General features: G+C 66.0%; 21 protein-coding genes. 7 read left to right on the top strand and 14 right to left on the bottom strand.

What is annotated here, in order from left to right; all coding sequences use genetic code 11:
- Positions 1 to 148: 148 nt before the first annotated feature.
- The 5 genes from AC066S_RS08815 to AC066S_RS08835 form a co-directional block, all read right to left on the bottom strand.
- Positions 149 to 955, bottom strand: coding sequence for an SDR family NAD(P)-dependent oxidoreductase (locus AC066S_RS08815; RefSeq protein ID WP_135168824.1), 807 nt, complete (start codon positions 953 to 955; stop codon positions 149 to 151).
- Between the two features lie 11 nt (positions 956 to 966).
- The gene (locus AC066S_RS08820) at positions 967 to 1,386 is read right to left on the bottom strand and encodes a DUF1850 domain-containing protein (protein ID WP_478269438.1); all 420 of its coding nucleotides are present in this window, start codon (positions 1,384 to 1,386) and stop codon (positions 967 to 969) included.
- Complete coding sequence (locus AC066S_RS08825; protein WP_478269439.1) at positions 1,347 to 3,461, bottom strand: TRAP transporter permease; 2,115 nt, start codon at positions 3,459 to 3,461, stop codon at positions 1,347 to 1,349. Before AC066S_RS08825 ends, AC066S_RS08820 begins: the two co-directional genes overlap by 40 nt.
- A gap of 161 nt (positions 3,462 to 3,622) precedes the next feature.
- Positions 3,623 to 4,570, bottom strand: a complete 948-nt coding sequence (locus tag AC066S_RS08830) for a TAXI family TRAP transporter solute-binding subunit (RefSeq protein ID WP_126260358.1) — start codon at positions 4,568 to 4,570, stop codon at positions 3,623 to 3,625.
- A gap of 329 nt (positions 4,571 to 4,899) precedes the next feature.
- Complete coding sequence (locus tag AC066S_RS08835) at positions 4,900 to 5,379, bottom strand: hypothetical protein (RefSeq protein ID WP_167767423.1); 480 nt, start codon at positions 5,377 to 5,379, stop codon at positions 4,900 to 4,902.
- A 193-nt stretch (positions 5,380 to 5,572) separates the two neighbouring features.
- On the opposite strand from AC066S_RS08835, the gene AC066S_RS08840 reads away from it, so the two are divergent.
- Positions 5,573 to 5,890 (top strand): hypothetical protein, encoded by a 318-nt coding sequence (locus AC066S_RS08840; protein WP_126260356.1) that lies wholly within the window; start codon positions 5,573 to 5,575, stop codon positions 5,888 to 5,890.
- Between the two features lie 169 nt (positions 5,891 to 6,059).
- Here AC066S_RS08840 and AC066S_RS08845 read toward each other — a convergent pair whose 3' ends face one another.
- Both AC066S_RS08845 and AC066S_RS08850 read right to left on the bottom strand, forming a co-directional pair.
- Positions 6,060 to 7,277: a hypothetical protein gene (locus tag AC066S_RS08845; protein ID WP_478269440.1), complete on the bottom strand. Its 1,218-nt coding sequence runs from the start codon at positions 7,275 to 7,277 to the stop codon at positions 6,060 to 6,062.
- A gap of 53 nt (positions 7,278 to 7,330) precedes the next feature.
- Complete coding sequence (locus AC066S_RS08850; protein ID WP_478269441.1) at positions 7,331 to 7,957, bottom strand: NUDIX hydrolase; 627 nt, start codon at positions 7,955 to 7,957, stop codon at positions 7,331 to 7,333.
- A 70-nt stretch (positions 7,958 to 8,027) separates the two neighbouring features.
- Here AC066S_RS08850 and AC066S_RS08855 point away from each other — a divergent pair, with 70 nt between their 5' ends.
- From AC066S_RS08855 to AC066S_RS08870, 4 genes are all read left to right on the top strand, one after another.
- Entirely contained in the window at positions 8,028 to 8,453 is a 426-nt protein-coding gene (locus tag AC066S_RS08855; protein ID WP_167772068.1) for a PaaI family thioesterase, read from the top strand.
- Between the two features lie 167 nt (positions 8,454 to 8,620).
- Entirely contained in the window at positions 8,621 to 9,631 is a 1,011-nt protein-coding gene (locus AC066S_RS08860; protein ID WP_126260352.1) for an aldo/keto reductase, read from the top strand.
- Between the two features lie 16 nt (positions 9,632 to 9,647).
- Complete coding sequence (locus tag AC066S_RS08865) at positions 9,648 to 10,961, top strand: tetratricopeptide repeat protein (protein ID WP_478269442.1); 1,314 nt, start codon at positions 9,648 to 9,650, stop codon at positions 10,959 to 10,961.
- 204 nt (positions 10,962 to 11,165) lie between these two features.
- A complete protein-coding gene (locus AC066S_RS08870) occupies positions 11,166 to 11,744 on the top strand; it encodes a hypothetical protein (RefSeq protein ID WP_167767424.1) in 579 nt (192 codons plus the stop codon).
- A gap of 164 nt (positions 11,745 to 11,908) precedes the next feature.
- On the opposite strand, the gene AC066S_RS08875 is transcribed toward AC066S_RS08870, so the two are convergent.
- Both AC066S_RS08875 and AC066S_RS08880 read right to left on the bottom strand, forming a co-directional pair.
- Positions 11,909 to 13,513, bottom strand: coding sequence for an oleate hydratase (locus AC066S_RS08875; RefSeq protein WP_478269443.1), 1,605 nt, complete (start codon positions 13,511 to 13,513; stop codon positions 11,909 to 11,911).
- A 51-nt stretch (positions 13,514 to 13,564) separates the two neighbouring features.
- Complete coding sequence (locus AC066S_RS08880; protein WP_478269444.1) at positions 13,565 to 15,412, bottom strand: AMP-dependent synthetase/ligase; 1,848 nt, start codon at positions 15,410 to 15,412, stop codon at positions 13,565 to 13,567.
- A 110-nt stretch (positions 15,413 to 15,522) separates the two neighbouring features.
- Here AC066S_RS08880 and AC066S_RS08885 point away from each other — a divergent pair, with 110 nt between their 5' ends.
- Positions 15,523 to 15,870 (top strand): DUF3088 domain-containing protein, encoded by a 348-nt coding sequence (locus tag AC066S_RS08885; protein WP_478269445.1) that lies wholly within the window; start codon positions 15,523 to 15,525, stop codon positions 15,868 to 15,870.
- Between the two features lie 269 nt (positions 15,871 to 16,139).
- Positions 16,140 to 16,445 carry a hypothetical protein gene (locus AC066S_RS08890; protein WP_164718915.1) on the top strand — a complete coding sequence of 102 codons (306 nt, stop codon included), beginning with the start codon at positions 16,140 to 16,142 and terminating at the stop codon, positions 16,443 to 16,445.
- 55 nt (positions 16,446 to 16,500) lie between these two features.
- Here AC066S_RS08890 and AC066S_RS08895 read toward each other — a convergent pair whose 3' ends face one another.
- The 5 genes from AC066S_RS08895 to AC066S_RS08915 form a co-directional block, all read right to left on the bottom strand.
- Complete coding sequence (locus AC066S_RS08895) at positions 16,501 to 17,772, bottom strand: flavin monoamine oxidase family protein (protein WP_478269446.1); 1,272 nt, start codon at positions 17,770 to 17,772, stop codon at positions 16,501 to 16,503.
- Between the two features lie 8 nt (positions 17,773 to 17,780).
- Positions 17,781 to 18,488 carry a RibD family protein gene (locus tag AC066S_RS08900; RefSeq protein ID WP_478269447.1) on the bottom strand — a complete coding sequence of 236 codons (708 nt, stop codon included), beginning with the start codon at positions 18,486 to 18,488 and terminating at the stop codon, positions 17,781 to 17,783.
- A 20-nt stretch (positions 18,489 to 18,508) separates the two neighbouring features.
- On the bottom strand, positions 18,509 to 19,183 hold the full coding sequence (locus AC066S_RS08905; RefSeq protein ID WP_478269448.1) for an FABP family protein: 675 nt from the start codon (positions 19,181 to 19,183) through the stop codon (positions 18,509 to 18,511).
- A 201-nt stretch (positions 19,184 to 19,384) separates the two neighbouring features.
- A complete protein-coding gene (locus AC066S_RS08910; protein WP_126260342.1) occupies positions 19,385 to 19,633 on the bottom strand; it encodes a hypothetical protein in 249 nt (82 codons plus the stop codon).
- A 253-nt stretch (positions 19,634 to 19,886) separates the two neighbouring features.
- On the bottom strand, positions 19,887 to 22,457 hold the full coding sequence (locus AC066S_RS08915) for a bifunctional diguanylate cyclase/phosphodiesterase (RefSeq protein WP_478269449.1): 2,571 nt from the start codon (positions 22,455 to 22,457) through the stop codon (positions 19,887 to 19,889).
- Between the last annotated feature and the right edge of the window lie 301 nt (positions 22,458 to 22,758).

The raw sequence follows: 22,758 nt of genomic DNA on the forward strand, positions 1-22,758 counted from the left end.
TCCGCCACCCTGAGGCGGCCGCTTCTTCAGCGGCCCTCGAAGGGCGACGGCCCGGCTGCATCGGGGCCGTCTATCCTTCGGGGCTCCCCGCGCGCCGCGTTGCGCCGCGCGGCTCGTACCTCAGGATGACGGGACTGGTTGAAGTAATTTACGCCCCCGCCTTGCAGGTGATCCCGCCGTCGACCACGAGCTCGATCCCGGTCACGTATTTCGATTCGTCCGACGCCAGGAACAGCGCGGCGTTGGCGACGTCGAAGGCATCGCCCATGTGCCCCATCGGCACCTGCGCATCGCGGGCGCGCCACATCGCCTCGACGTCGCCCTTGGCGTAGCTGGCGGCCAGGCCTGCGGAATGCTCAACCATCGGCGTCTTCATCAGGCCGGGCAGGATCGCATTGACGCGTACATGCTGGCGCGCGAACTCGATCGCGGTGGTGCGCGTCATCTGGTTCATCGCTGCCTTCGAGCTGCCGTAGGTGACGTAGGAGATGCCCATGTGGCGGATCGAGGCGATCGAGGAGATGTTGATGATCGAGCCGCCGCCCTGCTTCACCATCACGGGAATGACGTGCTTCATGGCGAAATAGGCGCTCTTGAGGTTGACGCTGAAGACGCGGTCCCAGCTCTCCTCGGTCACCTCGACCACGCTGCCCATCTCGGCGATGCCGACATTGTTGTCGAGCACGTCAATGCGGCCATAGGCCTTCAGGCACGCCGCCACCATGGCCTCGATCTCGGCCGGACGCGCGACGTCGGCGGTGAACGCCGTCGCCTTGCCGCCCTCGCCGGTGATGATCTTCGCGGTCTCCTCGGCCGCGGCGCCGTTGCGGTCGACGCAAAACACCTGCGCGCCCTCGCGCGCGAAGGTCACGGCAGTGGCCTTGCCGTTGCCCCAGCCGGGCCCGATCGAGCCGGCCCCCACCACCATCGCAACCTTGCCCTTGAGCCGATCCATCGTGATCTCCCTTATTTCTTTTGTTGTTCGCAGATGCTCATTGTGGTGACGTTAGCACCGATCGGATGGCCGACAATCTCGGACAGCGTCCGGCACGTCCCGTCATGGCACAACCGCCACTCCCCGGCCGCACCGGAATTGCCGAGCACGACCTGTTGCATCGGCGCCCGCTTCGGCTGCCATTGAAACCAGCCGTCGACCAGCCGTGCCTCCGGCGGCGGCTCCATGCCGGGGCCGGTGCCCTTGACGCGGGCCTGCACCAGCTCGAGGCCGGCGGGGGTGACGCGCCAATCCTCCTGCCAGTCGACCTTCGCAACCGAATGCGTCCAGGCCAGCGTAAAGGCGGACAGCGCCAGCGCCTTCACGCCGAAAGCTGTTGCGAAGCAGAGGCTCACACCGCCTCGACCGGCGCCGGCGGGCGCTGCCGCCATTGCCACAGCGCCAGCGCAGCAGCGAGCACGAAGCCGGCGGTGTCGCTGAACGGGAATTCGCCGAGCAGGCAGAACGCGGCGCCGAGCGCGACCAGGCGCTCGATCAGCGTCAGCCGCGTGAACAGGAAGCCGATCGCGACCATGCCGAACAGGCCGATCGCCACCAATGCCTTGGTGGCGGCCAGCGCCACCGCGCCGTAGAAGCCGAGCTTGGCCGCCATGGGATCGCCCGTCTGCAACAGCAGCGCCGGCGAATAGACGAAGATGAAGGGGATGACGTAGCCGGCGAGCGCGATGCGCATCGCCTCCCAGCCGATCTTGTCCGGGTTCTCCTTGGCGATCGGGGCTGCCGCGAGCGCAGCCAGCGCCACCGGCGGCGAAAGGTCGGCCATGATTCCGTAATAGAACGCGAACATGTGGCTCGCGATCAGCGGCACGCCGAGCTTGGCGAGCGCCGGCGCGGCGAGCGCGGCGGTGATGATGTAGGTCGGGATGGTCGGGATGCCGGTGCCGAGCAGGATCGACAGCAGCATGGTCATGATCAGCGCCAGGAACAGGCTCTTCTCGCCGAGCCCGATCACCCAGCCGCCGAAGATGGTGCCGACGCCGGTCTGCGACATCATGCCGATGATGACGCCGACGATGGCGCAGGCCATGCCGACGGTGATGGCGGATTTGGCGCTCTCGGCCAGCGCGTCGCGGCAGGCACGCAGCGCCGCAAAGCCGCCGCGGACGAAGGCGGTGATCACGATCAGGCCGACGACGACGCTCGCGACCGGCACGATCTGCAAGCCATCGCGCGAGAGCGCGGCGACCACGAGCGCGAGTCCGATCCAGAAGATGTACCGAATGGCGGTTGCGGAGACGCCGGCCGTGATGGCAGCGCCAAGGATCAGCGTCACGGTCAGCGCGAGGCCCATGCTGCCGGCATAGAGCGGCGTGAAGCCCTCGAACAGCATGTAGACGAGGGCAGCGAGCGGCAGCACGAGATACCAGCGCGTCACCAGCGCCTTCCAGGCGCTCGGAATTTCCGAGCGCTTCATGCCGACGAGCCCGTGCTTGCCTGCTTCCAGATGCACCATCCAGAAGGCCGACGCGAAATACAGGATCGCAGGGATCGCCGCCGCCTTGACGATCTCCGAATATTGCACGCCGAGCGTCTCGGCCATGATGAAGGCGACCGCGCCCATCACCGGCGGCATGATCTGCCCGCCCATCGAGGCCGTGGCCTCGACGCCGGCGGCGAAGGCACGGCGATATCCGAACCTGATCATCAGCGGAATGGTGAACTGGCCGACGGTCACCACATTGGCGACGCCCGAGCCGGAGATCGTGCCCATCATGCCGGAGGCGAACACCGCGACCTTGGCCGGGCCGCCGCGGGTGCGGCCGAACAGGCCGAGCGAGACGTCGGTGAACAGCTGGATCATGCCGGCGCGCTCCAGGAACGAGCCGAACAGGATGAACAGGAAGATGTAGGTGGCCGAGACGTAGATCGGCACGCCGTAGAAGCCTTCGGTACCGAACGACAGATGCGTGACGATCTGGTCGAAGTCGTAGCCGCGATGGTTGAGCGGCGACGGCAGATATTGGCCGAAGAACCAGTAGACGAGGCACGCGCCGCACATCAGCGGCAGCGCCGCGCCCATCAGGCGCCGCGTGCCCTCGAAGATCAGCACCGCCAGCAGCGTGCCGACCACGAGATCGAGCCGCGTCGGGTCGCCGTCGCGCGCGATCAGGTCGGCATAGAAGATCCATTGGTAGAGCCCGCAGAGGAAGCCGGCGCCGCCGATCGCCCAGCCGAGCGCGCGGCCGGCAGTGCTCCTCGCCGTGAAGTTGGCGATCAGGCCGAACGTGAGCAGAACGAGGAAGCCGACATGGACGCCGCGCACCACCTGGCTCGGCAGATAGTTGAAAGCGGCGACATAGAGCTGGAAGGTCGCGAAGGCGATGCCGATCCAGTACGCAAGCGCGCCCCACACGCCCGGGCCGAAGCCTTCCGGGAAACCGTGCTCGAAATTGTCGAACTCGACCTTGATGGGGGCAGCGTCAGTGCCCTCTGCCTTTTCCAGCATTTCAATCCGTCCCCAACCGTCCAGCGCTTATAACATTGCACAGCGTCTCCAGACCGTCATGCCCGGGCTTGTCCCGGGCATCCACGAGCTTTCTCGCCCTGCCTAAGAACGTGGATGGCCGGGACAAGCCCGGCCATGACGTCCGATACCGAGAGCCGACCTTACTTGATCAGCCCTTTTTCCTTGTAATAGCGGATCGCGCCGGGGTGCAGCGGAACCGGGCTGCCTGTCGCGGCGGTCTCGAGCTTGATCTCCTTGCCGGCCGCATGCGCGGTCTGCAATTCCGGCAGCGATTCGTAGACCAGCTTGGTCATCTGATAGGCGAGATCGTCCGACACGGCGGAGCTCGTGACGAGATAGTTGATCACGGCCGCCGTCGGAACGTCCTTGTCCTGGCCGGTATAGGTGTTGGCCGGAATGATCGCCGAGACGAAGGGCGGGCCGATCTTGTCGACGGTCTCCTTCGGCACCGACACCACCGTGATCGGGCTCGAGGTCGACAGGTCCTTCAGCGAGGCGACGCCAAGCCCGGCCGATTGCAGCGTCGCGTTGAGCTGCCGGTTCTTCATGAGGTCGACGGATTCGGCGAACGGCAGATACTCGACCTTGCCGAGATCCTTGTAGCTCATGCCGGCCGCGGCCAGGATCGCGCGCGAGTTCAGCTCGGTGCCCGACTTCGGCGCGCCGACCGAGAGGCTCTTGCCCTTGAGGTCGGCCAGCGTCTTGATGCCGCTGTCGGCGGTCGCGACGATCTGGATGTAGTTCGGATAGATCGCGCCGATGGTGCGGAGCTTGTCGAGCTTGGTCTTGAAGCCGGCTTCCTCCTCGCCGTTCCAGGCGGCTTTCAGCGAGTCGCCCAGCGTGAAGGCCAGCTCGCCACGACCCTGCTGCAGCAGAATGAGATTCTCGACCGACGCCTTGGTGGCCTGCACCTGCGTCTTCACGTTCGGGATCTTGTCGCCGTAGATCTTTCCGATCGCGACCCCGAGCGGATAATACACGCCGGAGGTACCCCCGGTCAGCACGTTGATGAAGGATTGCGCCTGCGCGCAAGGTGCCGACGCCGCCAGAGCAAGAGCCGCGGCAACGCCGAAAATGGTCCGTTTCATGGTTGTTGTTCTCCCCAAACCGGGCGCGAAATTGGCCGGATGAGGCATGCGGGTCAACCCATCCAAAAGGCAAAACAGGACTGCGGCGAACGGCCGATCCGACTGGACTTTGGGAACCGGTGGGTGCGGCGAGGTGGCGCAGCGTGAGGCTCAATCGCACGCGCCGCGGGCTCCGTCACCTCTCCCGCTCGCGGGAGAGGTCGCGCCGAAGGCGCGGGTGAGGGCTTTCTCCTCCAGGGGATTGTCCCGATGCCGAGACACCCTCTCCCCGACCCTCCCCCGCAGGCGGGGGAGGGAGTGCACCGCCTATGAGGCGATCGAGCGCGTTCTCACTGGAACGTCATGTCCAGGCACTTGGAGATGTCGGAGCCGAGGCCGGAGGAGATGGTGATGCAGCCGCGCACCTTCTGAGCGCCGACGTCGGCGGCCCAGACCGAATAGCCGCCGGGGCCGAAGAACGAATTGGTGTTCGGCGGCTCGGTCTCGGTCGCATCGAAATCATACTTCCCGTCGGTCTCGAAGATGCGCGGCTTCTTGGTGCAGCCGCCATCGGTCTGGACGTTGATGACTTCCTTGTTGTCGCGGGTCAGCGCCAGCGAAACCTGGCAGCGGAAATATTCCGAGGTCCTGGTGTTGAAGAGATAGGTGTAGGACTTGCAGGTCGCCGTGTTCAGCTTGCCCGGGGCAAGGCCGCGGCTGCACGAAATGCGCTGGTTGTGGCTGAGCTGGTAATCGTTGGCCCGGGCGGCCGGCGCCAGCGCCGTCAACGACAATGCAGCAGCCCAGCAAAGTTTGATCACATGGCGCATCCGAATCATCCCCACCAATAATTTTGTCGAGTTGCGTTCTAGACGGAAAGCGGAACATAGTCGCGAGGGGACGGAGGGAAAATCACAAACTGCTGGACAAGACGTGATGCGCTGCGGCGCTTTCGCAAATTGACCCGGGTGCACCGTTCGTGATTTGTTCAAGCCCGATGCCCACGACGGGGAGGATGGGATCATGGCATTTTCAACGAAGACATTTGCGCTGGTTTCGGTCGCATGCGTAACGCTGCTCGGCGGGTTCGCCGCGCCCGCATGCGCGCAATCGACGGCAACGCCCTGGGAGCTCAAGTCCGACATGGGCTATGCGTATGACAGGGACGGCAAGACCTATTCCTACAAGATGGGCACCAGCAATGCCGGCGAGCTGCTGAAGGGCGCCAAGAAGGTGCCGAAGGGCACGCTGTTCTTCATCGGCCAGAACGGCCAGCTCTACATGCGCAGCGGCCCCTATCTCGAAGGCGACGGCAAGTTCAAGTTCGGGCCGGATCAGTAGGAGCTGCGGCGGGCGGGACGATGCGCGGCCACACTCTCGGTGTCATCACCCGCGAAGGCGGGTGATCCAGTATTCCAGAGGCCGTCGTGATTGAATCGAGAGGCCGCTGCGTACTGGATGCCCGGTCGAGCCGGGGCATGACAGTGGAGGATGCGGCAGCGCGAAGGGGCTAAAACGCCGCCGCCAATTCCCGGGCGCCGGGTTTGCCGCTGTTCACGTCCATCCGATCGTCCGTGACCGCCAGCAGCTTGGCCACCGTGTTGTGGCGGATCGCGACCGGGTTGCGCTCGTAGCCGCCGCGCTGGAAGAAGTTCGAGGTCGGCACCTGCTCGCGCATGGCCTGCGGCATCGTCACCATGTCGAGCCCGGTGCCGTCGCCGGTGAGGTTCATCATCTCGAGCTCGGCCGCGGTGAGCGGACGGGTGTGGCCCTTGGCGCGGGCGAACAGCACCGAGGTCAGCAGCTTGTGCGTCTGCAGCATCGGCCCGATATCGATGTCGAGCACCATCGCATGCATGGCCCAGCCCTGCGCGGTATTGCCGATCTTCTCGTGCTCCGACCAGGTGTCGGGCACCGACTTGGCATGCGCGACCATCTTCTTCAGCACGACGAGCTTGTGCTCGAGCGCCTGGCGCGCCGGTCCTGACGACCGCGCCACTTTCTCGGAGAGCGCGCGAATAAGTTCGTGTCCCTGCTCCGCCAGCAGCTCGACGCTGTTGGTGGTCAGGAGCTGGTTGTAACCCATCGCGGTCGAGATCGCGCGCTTGCCGCCATGTTCAATTCCCGCCTGCACGTCGTGGCTGCCGGTGCCGCCGGTCTCGAAGGCGTAAACCCGCACGGCCTGCTCGCGCGTCAGCCCGGAGGCGAGCGCGTAGCGCGCATAAGCGCGCTTGAACTCGACCTCGCCGGACGGGCGCTGCGGCGTGAACTGATAGAGCTCCTGCGCCGCGCGCAGGAAATCGGCGACGACGGGGATAGGCTTGCGGGGCGGCCGGTCCGGCGTTTCCTCGGGCTCCGGATTCACCGGCTTCTTCGGCCCGTTATAGAGCGGCGGATGCTCCAGCACGTAATCATCGAGCGTCACCTGCTGCCCGCTGCGCCGCTTGGCATTGCGACCCTTCCGCTTCTCCGAGATCTGGCTCCAATAGGCGCTTGCCTCGGCGTCGAAGGCCGCGCGCGCCGCCTGATACTCGGCGAGCTTGCGACGATATTCGAGCACGGCCGGGGACGCCCCCGCGCCTTGCGCAAAGAACTGCGACAGCAGCTGGGCGTTGGCGCCGCGCACGGACGGCGACAATGCGTCGGCCTCGCCGCCACGTACGGCGGGCGTGATCAGGACAAGCGCAAGTGGAACCAGCGCCAATGTGTTTCGAATCGATCGATGCATGCCGCCCTCTTAGCAGGCATCCGGTAACCGGCACGTTAACGTGCCGTTTACCATCACTTCCAGGCGAATACCGGCTGTTCCAGCTCGGTGACGCGGGTGTGCCGTCCCGCCAGCACCTCGCGGAACTGGTAGATCAGGGCCGCCGTCGGCGCGTGGATCAGGCTCATCTGGTGATGGAACCGAATCACGCGGCGGGTGCTTTCGGGGATCGCGGCGAAATCGAAGGCCTCGTCGCGTTCGATCGTGTCGAGCGCGATGCGATGCACGGAGGCGACCTCGTCCGGGTTCGGAATGATCGCGGCACTGTCGGCCGCCCAAACCACGACCGGCGTGATCAGATAGCCGGAGCGGGTCGGATAATCGTCGAGCAGGCCGAGCACCGCCTCGGCTGGAAGCTTGAGCGCGAGCTCCTCGTCGAGCTCGCGCAGCGCCGCCTCGACCGGCGTCTCGCCGGCATCGCAGCGTCCGCCGGGCAACGCCCATTGGCCGCGATGCGCACGCAGGTGTGAGGCACGCCTGGTGAGCAGGAAGGCGGTGTCGTCGCCGTCGCTGGATTCGGTCAGCGCCAGCACCACCGCGGCGCGCTTCAGTGCCGACGGCTCAGCCTCGTCAGGCAGCCGCGCGAAGGAGGCGCAGGCCTCTGCGATATTCCGCCGGGTGGCATCGTCGAAAGGTCTCATGGTGCTTGACTACACCAGGACCGCATCTGATGAAACGAGGCGAGACAGCGTTGCAGGGGTGGACGGAGCGATGACGAGCAGGGCCGCGACAAGGCTGAAATCAGAGGGCTGGAGCATTCTCGAGACCACCGGCTTCGTGCACCTGGTCGGCCCGTTGTGGGAGCGCAAGGTCGACGGCCATTACGAATTCGCGCTCGCGACCGAGGACAAGCACCACAACCGTCGCGGCATGGTCCAGGGCGGGGTGATGATGACCTTCGCCGACCGCACCTGCGGCATGACCGCCCGCTACGTCTCCGGCAAGGAGTTCATGGCGACCGTGCAGCTCGACACTCATTTCGTCGAGGCCGGCCAGATCGGCGACATCCTGATCTCGCGCCCGCGCGTGGTGCGCTCGACCCGCAGCCTGATCTTCATGAGCACGGAGGTGACGGTCGACGACCGCTGCATCGTGATGGCGAACGGCGTGTTCAAGATCTTGAAGGGGCCGGGATAGAGACGCACAGTCGAACTGCCACCGCGCTCTCCTCGTCATTGCGAGAAGCCCTTGCGACGAAGCAATCCACGATCTTTCCGCGGACGCATCTCTGGATTGCTTCGCTGCGCTCGCAATGACGGAACTGGGCGGCTATGTTCCTGCAGAGGAAGCAGCAAGGATAGCCCATGCAATACCGCCAGCTCGGCCGCTCCGGCCTGAAAGTGTCGCCCATCTGCCTGGGCACCATGATGTTCGGCGGGCCGACCGATCAAGCCGCGTCGAAGCGGATCATCGACAAGGCGCACGCGGCCGGCATCAACTTCATCGATACGGCCGACGCCTATTCGAAAGGCGCATCCGAAGAGGTCGTCGGCCGCGCCATTGCCGACGACCGGCATGCCTGGGTGCTCGCGACCAAACTCGCCAACCCGATGGGCGATGATCCCAACCGTGTCGGCCTGTCACGGCGCTGGGTGCTGCAGGCCGCGGACGAGAGCCTGAAGCGGCTCGGCACCGATCACATCGACATCTACTATCTGCACAAGGAAGACCATGCGACGCCGCTGGAGGAGACGGTGCGCGCGATGGGCGATCTGATCCGCGCCGGCAAGGTGCGCTATTTCGGCGTCTCCAACTACCGCGCCTGGCGCGTCGCCGAGATCTGCAACATCTGCGACCGGCTCGGCATCGACCGTCCCGCGGTGAGCCAGCCCTATTACAACGCCATGAACCGCATGCCCGAGGTCGAGCACTTCCCGGCCTGCGCCTATTACGGCCTCGGCATCGTCCCCTACAGCCCGCTGGCGCGCGGCGTGCTCACCGGCAAGTACAAGCCGGACGCCGCCCCCGACAAGGAGACGCGCGCGGGGCGCAACGACACCCGCATGATGCAGACCGAATGGCGGCCGGAATCGCTTCAGCTGGCGCAGGAGATCAAGGCGCACGCGGAGAGGAAGGGCATCACCGCCGGCCAGTTCGCGGTTGCCTGGGTGCTCAACTCCGCCTTCGTCTCCTCGATCATCGCCGGCCCGCGCACCGAGGAGCAATGGGACGGCTACATCAGCGCGCTCGACTATCGTTTCACCGCGGAGGACGAGGCACTGGTCGACCGGCTGGTCACCCCGGGCCATCCCTCGACGCCGGGCTACAACGATCCCGCCTACCCGATCGAAGGCCGTCGCGCCCGGACGGCGTGACCTCTCGGAGACGACGATGGCGCATCAAGATCGCTACGGCCTGCCGCTCTCCACCGCGTCCGATGCGGCTGCTGACGCCTATCGCGACGGCGTCGACCTCATGCTCTCGGGGTGGACCGGCATGGCCGAGACGCTGGAGCGCGCGATTGCCGCCGATCCCGACTTCGCGCTGCCTCATATCGCCCGTGCCCGCGTGCATGCCTTCTACCAGCAAGGCGATCTGGCACGGAGCAAGGCGGCGCTCGCGCGCGAGCTGGTCGCCAGGCGGGGCACGGAGCGCGAACGCTCGCATGTCGAAACGCTGGCGCTGTCAATCGAGGGCCGGCTGCACGAGGCGATTGCATCGACGCTGAAGCACATCGAGAGCTGGCCGCGCGATGCCCTGGTGCTGTCGCTGCCGCTCGGTGCGTTCGGCCTGTTCGCCTTCTCCGGCATGGCCGATCACGATCGCGCGCGGCATGAGCTGTGCGAGCGCGTCGCGCAACATTACGGCGAGGACTGGTGGTTCCTGACCATGGCCGGCTGGGCCATGACCGAGAACGGCGATGTCGCCCGCGGCCGCAGCGTGACCGAGCGCGGCTTCAATTTGCGCCGGGCGAACGCCCATGCGGCGCATGCGGTGCTGCACGCGATGTTCGAGGACGGCTCGATCGAGGCGGCCGATCGCCTCGTCGACGACTGGATTCCGACTTACGACCGCGCCGGCATCCTGCACGGCCATATCCGCTGGCACCAGGCGCTCGGCGCGCTCGAGCGGGACGATTCGGCGCGCGCGCTCGCGATCTATGCCGACGTGCTTCAGCCGGCGGTCACACAGGCGCCGCCGCTCAACGTCGTCACCGACGCCGCCTCGCTGCTCTGGCGCCTGTCGGCGTACGGCCACACCGTGCCGAAGACGCTGTGGCAGGAGGCCGACGCCGCCGCGCAAAAAATGTTCCCGAAGTCGAGCCTGCCCTTCGCCGACGTTCACATGGCGCTGTTCGCGGCGGCGACGCAAAACCACGCGGCGCTCACCGCGCGCCTTGCGACGATCGAGCAGCGGCTCGCCGAGGGCAAGCTGCCGGCCGGCCCGGTCGTGCCGGCGATCGTCCGCGCGCTGGCGGCCTTTGCCGGCGAGGATTACGCCTCGTCCGTGCAAATGCTCGCGCCTGTTCTCGCCGAGGTCGTGCGGATCGGCGGCAGCCACGCCCAGCGCGAGCTGATCGAGGACACCTACATCGTCGCGCTCATGCGCAGCGGCGAGCTGCCCCGCGCCCGCGCCCTGCTGGACGCCCGCCTGCACCGTCGGCCATCGCTTCGCGACACGCGCTGGCAGGCGGCCACGGGCTAGCTCCGCCACGAAAAAAACACCGGCCTGGCGGCAAGTGCCGGGCGGACGGGTTGGGCGATGTGGACGAATCGCCGTGGGGGTGGCGCGGTGGTATTCCAGGCGGGTGTTGCAGAACAAACGGGATCGCAACCAATTTGCGGTTCGATGGTTATGGTGCGGAACTTTTCCTCCGCCGCCACGGCCCTCTGGCACACGAGCCCGACGATGCGCTTCTGCCGACCGGTTCTCGCCGCCTTGACCATGGCTTTGGCAAGTCCTTGTTTTGCCGAGACTTCCAGCCCTATCCCGGTCAACAATCCGCCGGCGCAGCAGAATGGTCTCATCGACCTGTTGGCGCTGATGTCCGGCCAATGCAAGACGTTCAAGGTCGCCGGCCGCGCCTTTGCCTGCAAGACGGTCGCCTACGCCCATGGCGACAAAGGCCGGGTCAATTTCGCGGTCGCGGTCGACGATCCCGCCGACGACAGCCACGTCGTGTCGTTCTCCGGCGAGAACGGCAAGCGTGCCGACGACAATTCCTACGAGCTGCGGATCGACCGCATGCTGCTCAACTCCAAGCACCGCCCCAAGGTCGACGGCCTGCCGGTGCCGGCCGAGCAGACCTCCACCGGCCTCTGCCGCCAGACCGGCAATTTCGCCGCCAGGAAGGTGAACGACGTCACCTGCTCGGCCACCGACAGCGAGGGCCGGCGCTACGAATTGCTGTTCGTCTCCGACGGCACGCCGGTCAGCGTGCGCCGCATCCGGCAGTCCTCGCCCTCGATCCAGGATCCGTTCAAGTAGCTCTTCTCGCCTCTCCCCGCTTGCGGGGAGAGGCCGGAATTTGCGCCAGCAAATTCCGGGTGAGGGGGGGGGGGCCTCCGCGAGTCCATCTGCCACCGTATTTGTGGAGAAAGCCCCTCACCCCACCCCTCTCCCCGTAATAACGGGGCGAGGGAGAAACAGCTTCACGCGAACGCCTTTTCCAGCGTCGCGAAGATCACCGCGAGCGACTTGTCGTGCCGCGTCACCGGCGGCACCGGGCGGTCGATCTTCATCAGCTGATAGACCGCCATCTGCGCCGCCCGCACCGAATATTCGACGGTGAACACGACGTCGTCGGGGATCTCGACGAACTGGCTGACGAAGGCGAGGTTGACCGAGTTCTTCGGCACCGGCAGCGGCCGGTCGGCCAGATGGCGCGGCATGAACATGCTGGTGATGTAGGGCATGCGGCAGGGAATGCAGATCGCGTCGTCGAACACGCTCGCATCGAAATTCAGGTGACCGCGCAGCTCCTTCAGGATATCCGCGCCGCCGCAATCGGACATCGGCTTGGCGACGAAATTGCCGACGCGATCGGGATGCAGCGCATAGCCCCAGAACACCTGCACGTTGTTCGGCTGTCCCACGAAATGCGGCTGGTGATAGAGCACGACCGACATCAGCCAGTTGGAATCCTTGAACGTCACCAGGCCGCCGGTGCCGGCCCGGTTGCCGGAGAACTCCTCCATCCGGTCGAAGAACAGCGGATCGCGGCAGGTGACAGTGAAGGACAGCCAGTAGGATTCCGGGATCGACGTGTTGAAGGCGGCCGGATTGCCGAATTCGGGACGGCCCTGCGCGATCGTCTCCCACAGCGCCCAGCCCTGGCTGTCCTTCCTGGTCAGGCGCGGCGGCGGTTCGGCCATCGTGCCCAGGCTCGAGGCGTCCGTCATCGAGCCGTTCTGGAAGACGACGATGTTGTCGTCCTCGAGCCGGACGTTGGCCGTGCGGCCGTCGCGGTCGAGCGTCAGCTGGCGCACGCGCAAGCGCGCGCCTTCGGTCTCGAACGCCATGTCGGTGACGCGCGTGCCGCGCACGAACTGCACGCCCTGGCGCTTCAGCCAGTCGGCGAGCGGCCGCACGATCGCGTCGTATTGATTGTAGACGGTGCGCTTGACGCCGGCGAGCGTCTCGATGCGCGGAAACTCGTTCATGAAGCGATGCAGATAACGCTTCAGCTCGACCGCGCTGTGCCAGGGTTGGAAGGCGAAGGTGGTCTGCCACATGTACCAGAAATTGGACTCGAAGAATCCGGGTGACAGCCAGTCGGTGATGCGGCTGTTGCCGAGCGCCTCTTCCGAGGCCTCGGTGAGCCGCAGCAGCTCCAGCCGGTCGCGCGCGGAGAAGCCCATATGCGAGACGTCGACCTTGAAGCGGTTGCGGTCGACCAGCCGCGCCTGCGAGTGCGCCGGATTCTCCACGTTGAAGGCGATGGTCTCGTCGCGCACGCTGAGGCCCGGATGCTCCAGCGAGGGGATGCTCGAGAGCAGGTCCCAGGTGCATTCGTAGTGGTCGGTGGTGAGCATGCGGCCGCCGCGCAGCGAATAGGCGCCGTTCGCGAGCTGGGCGCCGTCGAGGCTGCCGCCGACCAGCGGCTGCGCCTCGTAGATCACGATGTCACGCCCCGCCTGGTGTGCGTCGCGGATCAGGAACGCCGCGCCCGCGAGCGATCCTATGCCGCCGCCGATGAAATACGCCTTCATGACTTGCCTCGATTGCCGTACGAAGTTTCGGCGGCGACATTGCATGCGGAGGCCGCGCTGTAAGTTGCGCTGGATCAAGCGCGTCGGACGCAGCGTTCAAGAGGATGTGAGCGCCCGCGGAGGAAGAGGCGAAATATTCGCCTTCCTCGCATAGATGTGCTCGATCTCGTCCGCGAAGCGACGTTCGAGCGCCGGCCGCTTGTTCTTCAGCGTCGGCGTGAGCAGGCCCGCCGCAATGGTCCACGGATCCAGCGTCCACCACACCGCGCGCGGCGTCGCGTAGGACGGATAGGCCTTCACGGCCGCGGCGATCCTGGCCAGCAGCGCCGCCCGCTCCGCCGCGCCGCCTTGCTGGCCGCGCGCCGCCAGCCGTTCCTTCTCCTCGACCCAGGCCTTGGCATTCAGCACGACCAATGCGGCGAGGTACGGCCGCTGTTCGCCGACCACCAGCACCTGCTCGAACAAGGGATCGGCGAGGATCGCGGTCTCCAGATCCACCGGCGCGATCTTCTCGCCGGTGGAGGTGACAAGGATGTCCTTGATGCGACCGGTAATGGTGATGTGCCCATTCTCGATGCGGGCCTGGTCGCCGGTGTGCAGCCAGCCGTCGGCGTCCTTGGCGCGCCGCGTTTCCTCCGGCTTGCGCCAGTAGCCCAGCATCACGCTGGGGCCGCGCACCAGCAATTCGTCGTTCTCACCCAGCCTGACCTCGACGCCGTCGAGGACGTGGCCGACCGAATGCGGATCGTTGTCGTCGGGAATATTGACCGAGACCACCGGCGAGGTCTCCGTCATGCCGTAGCCCTGGAGCACGTCGAGCCCGAGCGCGAGAAACAGGCCGATGACGGGCTCCGCGATCGGCGCGCCGCCGGAGACCGCGACGCGCAGGCGGCCGCCGAGCTGCACCAGCACCTTGTCGGCGACGAGGCGCTTCAGCAGCGGCCAGGCCAGCCGGTCCAGCAGCGACGGCACGCCATGCCGCTGCCGCGCGTCGAAGCGTCGCCGGCCGACGGCGATGGTGAGGTCGAGCAATGAGCGTTCGATCCACCCCGCTGATGCGCGATGCTGCATGATCAGCGCGTAGATCCGTTCGTAGATCCGCGGCACCGAGACCAGCACCGTCGGCCGCACATGCTTCAGATCCTCCGAGAGTTGCGGCACCGAGCGCGCATAAGCGACACAGGCGCCGACCGCGATCGGATAGTAATAGCCGCCGGTGCGCTCGAAGGTGTGCGAGAGCGGCAGGAAGGACAGGAAGACGTCGTGCGGCTCGGCTTTGAGTCGGCGCGCGATCGCCTTCACATTGGCGACCACGTTGCCATGCGACAGCATCACCCCCTTCGGCCGTCCGGTGGTGCCCGAGGTGTACACGATGGCGGCGAGATCGTCCGGTTCGATCGCGACATCGGGCAGCGGCGCGGTCGCGCCAGGTGCTTGCGCGAGCCAGTGGTCGAGCCCGACGATGCGTGCATCCGGCGTGATGAGCCCGCCCGCATCCGCGCAGACGACGCGCTTGAGATGGTCGAGCGGCTGGCCGGTCGCCACGATTGCCTGCCAGCGCTCCAGCGTATCGATGAACAAGAGCAGCGCGCCGGAATCGACCAGGACGTAGGCGATGCTGTCGGGGTTGTCGACGGCGTGCATCGGCACCGGCACCAGACCGCGCGACAGCGCCGCCTGGTCCATGGCGATATGCGCAACGCCGTTCGGCATCAGGATCGCGATACGTTCGCCCGGCGCGAGGGCCTCCGCGGCGAGCGCCCGCCGCCATAGCTCGAATTCCGCATCGATCTCGCGCCAGGACTGGCTGACCCAGCGCCGCGAGCTCGCGTCGAAATGGCGATAGGCCTCCGCCGCCGGCGTCGCCTCGACGCGCCAGCGCAGCAGCTGCGGCAGCGTCCTGATCCCGGCAAGGCCGTCCGGTTGACTCGTCGGCCCCGGCATGGCGTTCTCTCGCATCGCATCGATTCCCAACCATTTGGTGTCTCGACACTAGGCCGGCCAGTCCTTGCCGCTTTGATCCTCAGCAAGGCGGCCATGCTTTGGAGCGACCCATGACGCGCGACCGCCTGTTTCTGCTGCGCCCGGGTTTCGAGGACCCGGCTTTTCCGGGACGCCTGTTCTATTGCTGGCATTGCGCGCTGATCGAGGGCGTGCTGGCCTCGTTCCCGCAACTTGCCGCAAAGCTCGACGTCGAGCGCATTCCGTGGCCGCGCCCGCGGCAGCCGGTGATCACACTGGTCGGCGAGCAGAACCAGTCGCTGCCGCTGCTGGTGCTTACAGACGGAGCGACATCGCCGCATCAGACCGGCAGCCATCAGGGCCGCGCCTTGATCGCCGACAAGGACGCGATCCTCGCCGCACTCTCCGAACGGCACGGCTTTCCAGATCCGCATCCGTGAGCACATGGCTCGCGCAATTTTCGTATTCCGGAGGCCAACAACGGCGAGTTCGCCCGCATCGTGAAGACCAGTGAGATGATCGCGTCATTCGTCGCGGCGTAAGACCTGGGGCGATACTAAGGCAAGGCGGCGCGACGATCGATCGCGCGAGGTTGAATCGTTCACGAACGTGAACGTACGTTCATCGGAACCAGCGTCTGCGTCGTTTCGACGCCGGAACGCAGCCGGCGCGTATTTGTTGTCTCGCGACATTCAACTGGAGTGATGACATGAAGTATCTCATTGTCGCGATGGCGGTCGGAGCTGCGGCGCTTGGCGGCGGATCGGCGGCGAACGCGGCCGGCAGTTCAAGCGCGAAGCAGAGCGCGCAGGAAAGCCAGACCACCGACATCAGCGCGCACCGCAGGCACCATCGCTGGCATGGTCACCATCATCATTGGCGGCACGGCTACCGGCCTTATTACCAAAGCTACGGCTATTACCCGCGCCATCACGGCTATTACGGCGGCGGACCGTACGGATATTATGGCGGCGGCCCCGGCGTGACGTTCAGCTTTGGCGGCGGACGCTGGTGAGACACGAGGCCCGCAGCGATTGAGACAGGGGGCCCGCAGCGATGCGGGCCTCTCTCTATTTCCGCAGGATCATCCCCGCCGTCTCCAGGCCGCTCGCCAGCGCCGCTTCCACCGTGCCCATGTCGGGTCCGCGATAGAGCGCTTCACCGGAGAACAGCACCCTTCCGTCGGCGCGCGCCAGAATCGCCTGCGCCGCGCGCGTCCGCGGGGTCGCCCAGGAATAGGCGCCGCGGGCAAAGGGATCGTGCGCCCAGTTGGTGGCCGCCGCCGCCACCAGCTCGCCCGCGACGTCCTCGCGCGGCAGCCTGAAGATGGCGGCGAGCGAATCGAGCCCGGCCTCGATCAATCCTGGCGGATCGAGGCCGTCCAGCTCCACCGTGCGCGGGCCGCCGAACCAGCCGGTGAGCATCGCATGCCGGCTCGGATATTGCGTCCACCACACCGGGATCTTCTCTTCGGACAACAGGAAGGTCATGCCTGCGAGATCCATTTGCCGCTCGCGCCACCATGGCCGCGCGAAGCGCAGCAGGATCTTGATGACGTTGCCGAAGCCGATGTCGCCGGTGGCGGCAAGCTTCGCACGCGCGCTCGTCGGCAGGGCGATTTCGCGCAGCAGAGGCAGCGGCACGGTGAGGATCACACGGCCGCAGCCATATCCGTCGCCGCCGGCGCAGCGAACGACAGCCCCGCGGCCGTCCTCCTCGATCGCCGACACCACGCAGCCGAGACGGATGGTGACCCCATGCCTGCGGCAGTCCGCCGCCAGGAAGTCGACCAGCGCGCCATAGCCGCCATCGATGCGCGCCTGCGGTGCGTGCCCGCCATCCATCCATTCCTCGCGCAGCGCCAGCGTCGAGGCGCGCTCGGGGTCGGCCGCGTCGTAGCCCTCGACCATCCGCTCGATCGAACGGCGCATCGGCGCATAATCGTCCCCGGCAAAATGCCGGCGCAGGAATTCGGCAACGGGGAGATCGTCCTGCAAATCCCTCAGCACGGCTTGCAGCCTGGCCTCGTGGGCATCGCCGCGCCGTTCGCGCGAGAGCCTCGTCCCGTCAAAGCTCCACTGCTCGCCTTCGATCTCCCGAAGCGACAGCCCGGCCTCGCGCAGCAATCCGCGCGTGACCGGCGCCTCGCCATGGACGAATTCGGCGCCGCCCTCGGCGGGATAGCCGAACTCCGAAGCCGGCAACGGATGGATGCGGCCGCCGCAGCGCGTGCGCGCCTCCAGGACCGTCACCTTCCGGCCGGCACGCGCCAGCTCGCGCGCCGCCATCAGGCCCGCCGCGCCGGCACCGACGATGACGATGTGCTCCGACGTCTCGGACATGGCGGGCTTCACCGGCCTGCGGCGGACGGATCGTTCTTGATCAGATAGCGCAGCAGCAGGACGCCGCCGCCAAGCGGGCGCGTGCTCTCCAGCGTCATCGCCGCGATCGGCGCGCGCTTGTCGCTGTCCGCCTCCGTCGACGAGAACACGAAGGGCGCGCCGCTGGCGCCGTCGATCGCGGGACTGAGGATCAGGTTGAATTCGTCGATCAGGCCGGCGCGCAGGAACGCGCCATTGGCGACGCCGCCGCCCTCGACCAGGAGGCGCTTCACGCCGAGCTCGCGGTTGAGGATGTCCAGCGTCAGCGCCAGGTCGATTTCCGACTTGCCGGCAAAGATGTAGGACACGCCCTCGCCGCGGAGCCCCGCGAGATGCGAATCCGGCACACTCTCGGTCAGCACGACGACGATCGGATCGCCGCCGATGTCCGAGCGCCCCCAGCCGATCTTGCCTTGCGCATCGAGCACGACGCCATAGGTTTTCGCGTCGCGCCGCGCGAACCAGTCTTCGCGCGGAAACTTCATGTCTGTCGCAGGATAGGGCTGGCCCTTGGCGAACTCCGACCCGGTGACGCGGCCGATCACCCAGGCATCGCCGCCGAGCTCTTCATGGATCTTCTCGAACCAGTCGGTGCCCGCTCCCTTCGGACGCCAGCGGCTGGGATGCGTGCGGCCGTCGAGGCTGGCGTGCATCAGGCAGATCACGTAGGGCTTCATGCAACTCTCCGGAATGCGCTTTACACCGTCGGCTCAACGCCGCTCTCATCGCCCTTGGCGCGATTGTTGACGATCATTGCGAGCGGATTGAGCTTTGGCGGCGCGACCAGCTGCAGCGTGTTGGTGTCGCGATGATTGAACGGCGCGCCGCGCACGAACAACTCGGTCTGGATCAGATAGGTCCAGCTGCCGTCGTCGTTGAAGGTGATGTCGCAGCGATAGGAATCGGTGCGGAACGCCTGTTCCAGAAAATCGGTCGAGCAGATGCCGTAGGCGGTGTCGCCGCGCTTGGCGGTGACCGAGATGGTCCTGTCGTCAGGCCCCGCCTTGCCCGAGGCCAGCAGCACCTGCCCGCGCGGAATCGCCAGCGTCTGCATGATCAGCCCGGTCGCGGGCTCCCACAGCCAGTAACCGACCTGGTCGTGGAAGGTGATGTCTTCCTCCGGCGTGTTGATGTGGATGTGATAGCGCAGCCCGTAGAGCAGCTGCGGGCCGTTGGCCTGCGGATCGATCGGGTCCATGCGGATGCGCTCGATGAAGCTCCGCCGTTCCGGCCCCTCCGCCTTCGGATTGATGTCGATGCCCTTGTCCGCCTGCCAACGGCCTGCGAGGCGGCGCAGCGGACCGAGATTGGCAAGGCCGTCGGGCGAGACGTCCTCGGGCTCGGTGAAGATGTCGGCGGGAATGGGAAGCATGGAAGTCCTCGCGGGAAGTTGCGCGAACAGCCATAGCATGGCGGCGCCAACCTGGCGCGTGCTCAGGCCTCACAATCGCGAATGGACATCGGCGATTGTCGGGCTTTTAAGGAAGACAGTGCATTGCCTGTCGCGGTAGCGATGCGTCGATCTCGCCAGGCGCGGCATCGCTGCCGCTCCCGACGTCACCGAAGGCTGCTCTCAAGCCGCTTCCGACAGCGATTTCGCGCGCCGCTCGAGCACACCGATGGTGGCGACCAGATTGTCCCGCCGCGCGCGAAGGTTAAGCGCAAGCAGCGGATAGGTAGGCTGCTGGGCGTCGAACACCCCGGCTTTGGCTTCCACTTCGAGAATATCCGTATTCAAGAGCCGAACGCGCCACCACAGATCGGCGATCAACGCATCGAGCCGGAGTTCGCCGGCAGTACCAGTACGGGACACTTCTTGCATCGCTTGCCTCAACCTGAAACGGGCCTCTCTGCCGAGGCCCGGCTTTGGTCATGACTGAGCAAGCAGAGTGCCAGGAATGGGGGGCGCGTTCCGGCCCCGGAATCAACCCGCAATGCACGGGCGGTGGAGAGCTGACGTCATGGCCCTCTCGGAGCCCTTGCGAAGGCTCGTCAAGCCCGGCCAACAAGCTGTTGGTGCTCAGGGCGATGCGCGGTCGCTGGCGAGTGCGGCCTCACCCGGGAGCCGGAACGCCTCACGCCACCGCCTGCCGTCCCCGCTGCGGTGCGTGGCCTTGCCATGACAGGTCGGCCAAGGGCACAGGCTTGCTGAAGAGAAAGCCCTGGCCGAGCGGGATACCGAGGGCGCGGAGCCGTGCGGCCTGCTCGGAAGCCTCGACGCCCTCGGCAACGATCGAGAGCTTCAGGGTCTTGGCAAGCTGCACGATGGATTTCAGCACGGCGACGGTTTCGCTGCGATCAATCCGGTCGATGAAGGACTTGTCGATCTTGACCTTGTCGAATGGAAACGCTGTCAGATAGGACAAGGACGAGTAACCGACACCGAAATCGTCGAGCGCAATGGAAACGCCGAGCGCCTTGAGGCGCTGAAGCGTCCTGAGGTTTTCCTGCGTGTCGGCCAGGAACACGCTCTCGGTAATCTCGAGCTCGAGCCGGCTTTGCGCCAGCCCGCTCTGCGCCAGCGCGAACCTCACCGTATCGACGAGATCGGTGCCGGCGAACTGCAGGGCGGAGAGATTGACCGCGACCCTGACATCGACCGGCATGGTCATCGCATCTCGACAGGCCTTGGACAGCACCTGATTGCCGAGCTCGACGATCAGCCCGCCAGCCTCCGCGACTGCGATGAACTCGGCCGGTGGAATGAAGCCCCTGGTCGCGTGCTGCCAGCGCGCCAGCGCCTCGACCGACTTCACGCGGCCGGTGCCGAGCTCGATCACGGGCTGATAGAACACCTCGATCTCCTCGCGCCAGATCGCCTCACGCAGCTCGATCTCGAGTACGTTGCGCTGATCGGCCTCGGCCTTGAGCTCCGCCGAGTAGACTTGGAAGCAGTTTCGGCCGGCGTTCTTCGAGCTGTACAGCGCCAGATCGGCATTGCGAAGAACCTCATCGACGCGCGTGCCGTGCTCGGGCACGAGAGCAAGGCCGATGCTGCAGCCGATCACGACGGGATGGCCGTCGATGTGACAAGGCTCGGCGATGGCCTTGACCAGCCGCGCGGCGAGGCTGGCGGCCCCGTCCTGCATCGCGGCCCGGCCCGGTGCGAAGATTACGGCAAACTCGTCGCCGCCAATCCGCGCCGCCGTGTCGGTGTCGCATATCTGCGCCTTGATCCGGTCCGCGACCTGCTTCAGCAACGCATCGCCACATTGGTGACCGAGCGCGTCGTTGACCGACTTGAACTTGTCGAGATCCAGCAGGAGCACGGCGAAGGGAGCTTCCGAGGCGCCGGACTTCGCGAGCGCCTGGTCGATGCGCTCCTTGAACAGATTGCGATTGCAAAGTCCGGTCAAGCTGTCGTAATGCGCCAGCCTTTCGATGCGATCCTCGGATGCCTTGCGTTCGGTGATGTCTTCATGGGTGGCGACCCACCCGCCATCCTCGCGCCGTCCGTAGGAAATATAGACAACCCGCCCATCCGGAAACTGCACGGTGTTCGAGGTGTGCTCCGACTGGGTGAGCCGTTGCTTCAGATCGGCCAGGTAAGCCTCGACGTCGAGGACGGCGGTCTGTCTCGCAAACACTTCGCGGAAATCCACGCCGATTCGAATCTCCTCCGGCGCGAGGCCGTAAAGCTCGATCCATTGCCGATTGAATGCGATCAGGCGGTCGCGGCCGTCGAACATGCTCAACCCCTGGGGAAGGTTTCTGAGCGCATCTTCGAACTTGCTGGCAAATTCGCGCAGCTCGCGCTGGGCGCGATCGAGCGCCAACTGGCGCCGCCAGTAGAACAGCATCGCAGTCAGAATGATGAACGTGAGCAGCAGTGCGCCGCCGAGATAGACCTTCTGCCTGGCGTCCGCGCGCGAATAGATCTCGCGCTCCGAGATACCTACCGTGAAGATGAGTGGAAAGAGCCGCGATCTGCGTGCGGTCACCAGCCTGTCAGGGCGGCTGGGGTGGTTTTCGTTCCAGTATTGGGCGTAGAAGCCGTCCCCCAGCTCGCCTCCGACGCGGTTCGGCGAACGTTGCCCCAACACGGAGCCCGCATCGATGCCGCGCGCGGCGAGTACGACCTGGTCTGCGTTTCTGAGCACCAGCGTTCCGCCGGCGCCGAGCTTTGCGGTGTCGTAGAACCGGCCGACCATCTCGATGCTGATCGAGCCGACGACCACGCCTGCCGGATTCCTTGCGAGGTCGAAGATCCTCCTTGCGAGCTGTATGGTCCATTTGTTGGACGCGCGGCCCAGCACCGGCTTGCCCACGTAGAGGCGATCCTCGGACTGCGACATGGTACGAATGAAGTGTTCGCGATCGCCGAGGTAGAGGGGCGGGCCGGAATAGCCCGCCGTCGTCTCGATCATGTACCCGTCCAACCCGATCAGGGCGAACTGGACGACGTCACCGGTGGCGATGCGGGCCTTGTCGGACCAGAACTTCAGGCTGAAGGTCATCGGATCCTGGGCGTAGAGCGCTCGCACCACCAGCAACGACTGATCCACCCGCTCGAAGATGCGCTCGGTGTTCTCCTCGAACAATTCGGCGACGCTGTTGCCGTGCGACCGCGCCTGCTCGACCGCATCCGTGCGTTCCGATGACGTGATCGCGAAATAGCCGATCCAGATCAGGGGCAGGAAGAACAATGCGATCTGCAGCGGAGCATTCCGCAGGATCGTCCTTCCGGCTTTGCGGACTGACCTTGCCGGAATCACGAAATGCGCCCTCGCCTCGGCCGCCGGGGCAGAACTGCGCTCACCGCCAGTAGTGGCATCGCCCGTCTCTGCCTCGATTGCCCCGGGGACCAGCGCGGCCGAAAGCGGCGCGCGGACCGGTTCATAGCCCAAAGCTAGGCATCACAGCCTTAAGTTTCGGTTCGGGCCGAGGTCAATTCTTTAACTTTCGATCTCCGTATGATCACGGAGGTCCGCTGTTAACCACGCGGTA

The sequence above is a fragment of the Bradyrhizobium sp. CFUWI genome (assembly GCF_056429085.1).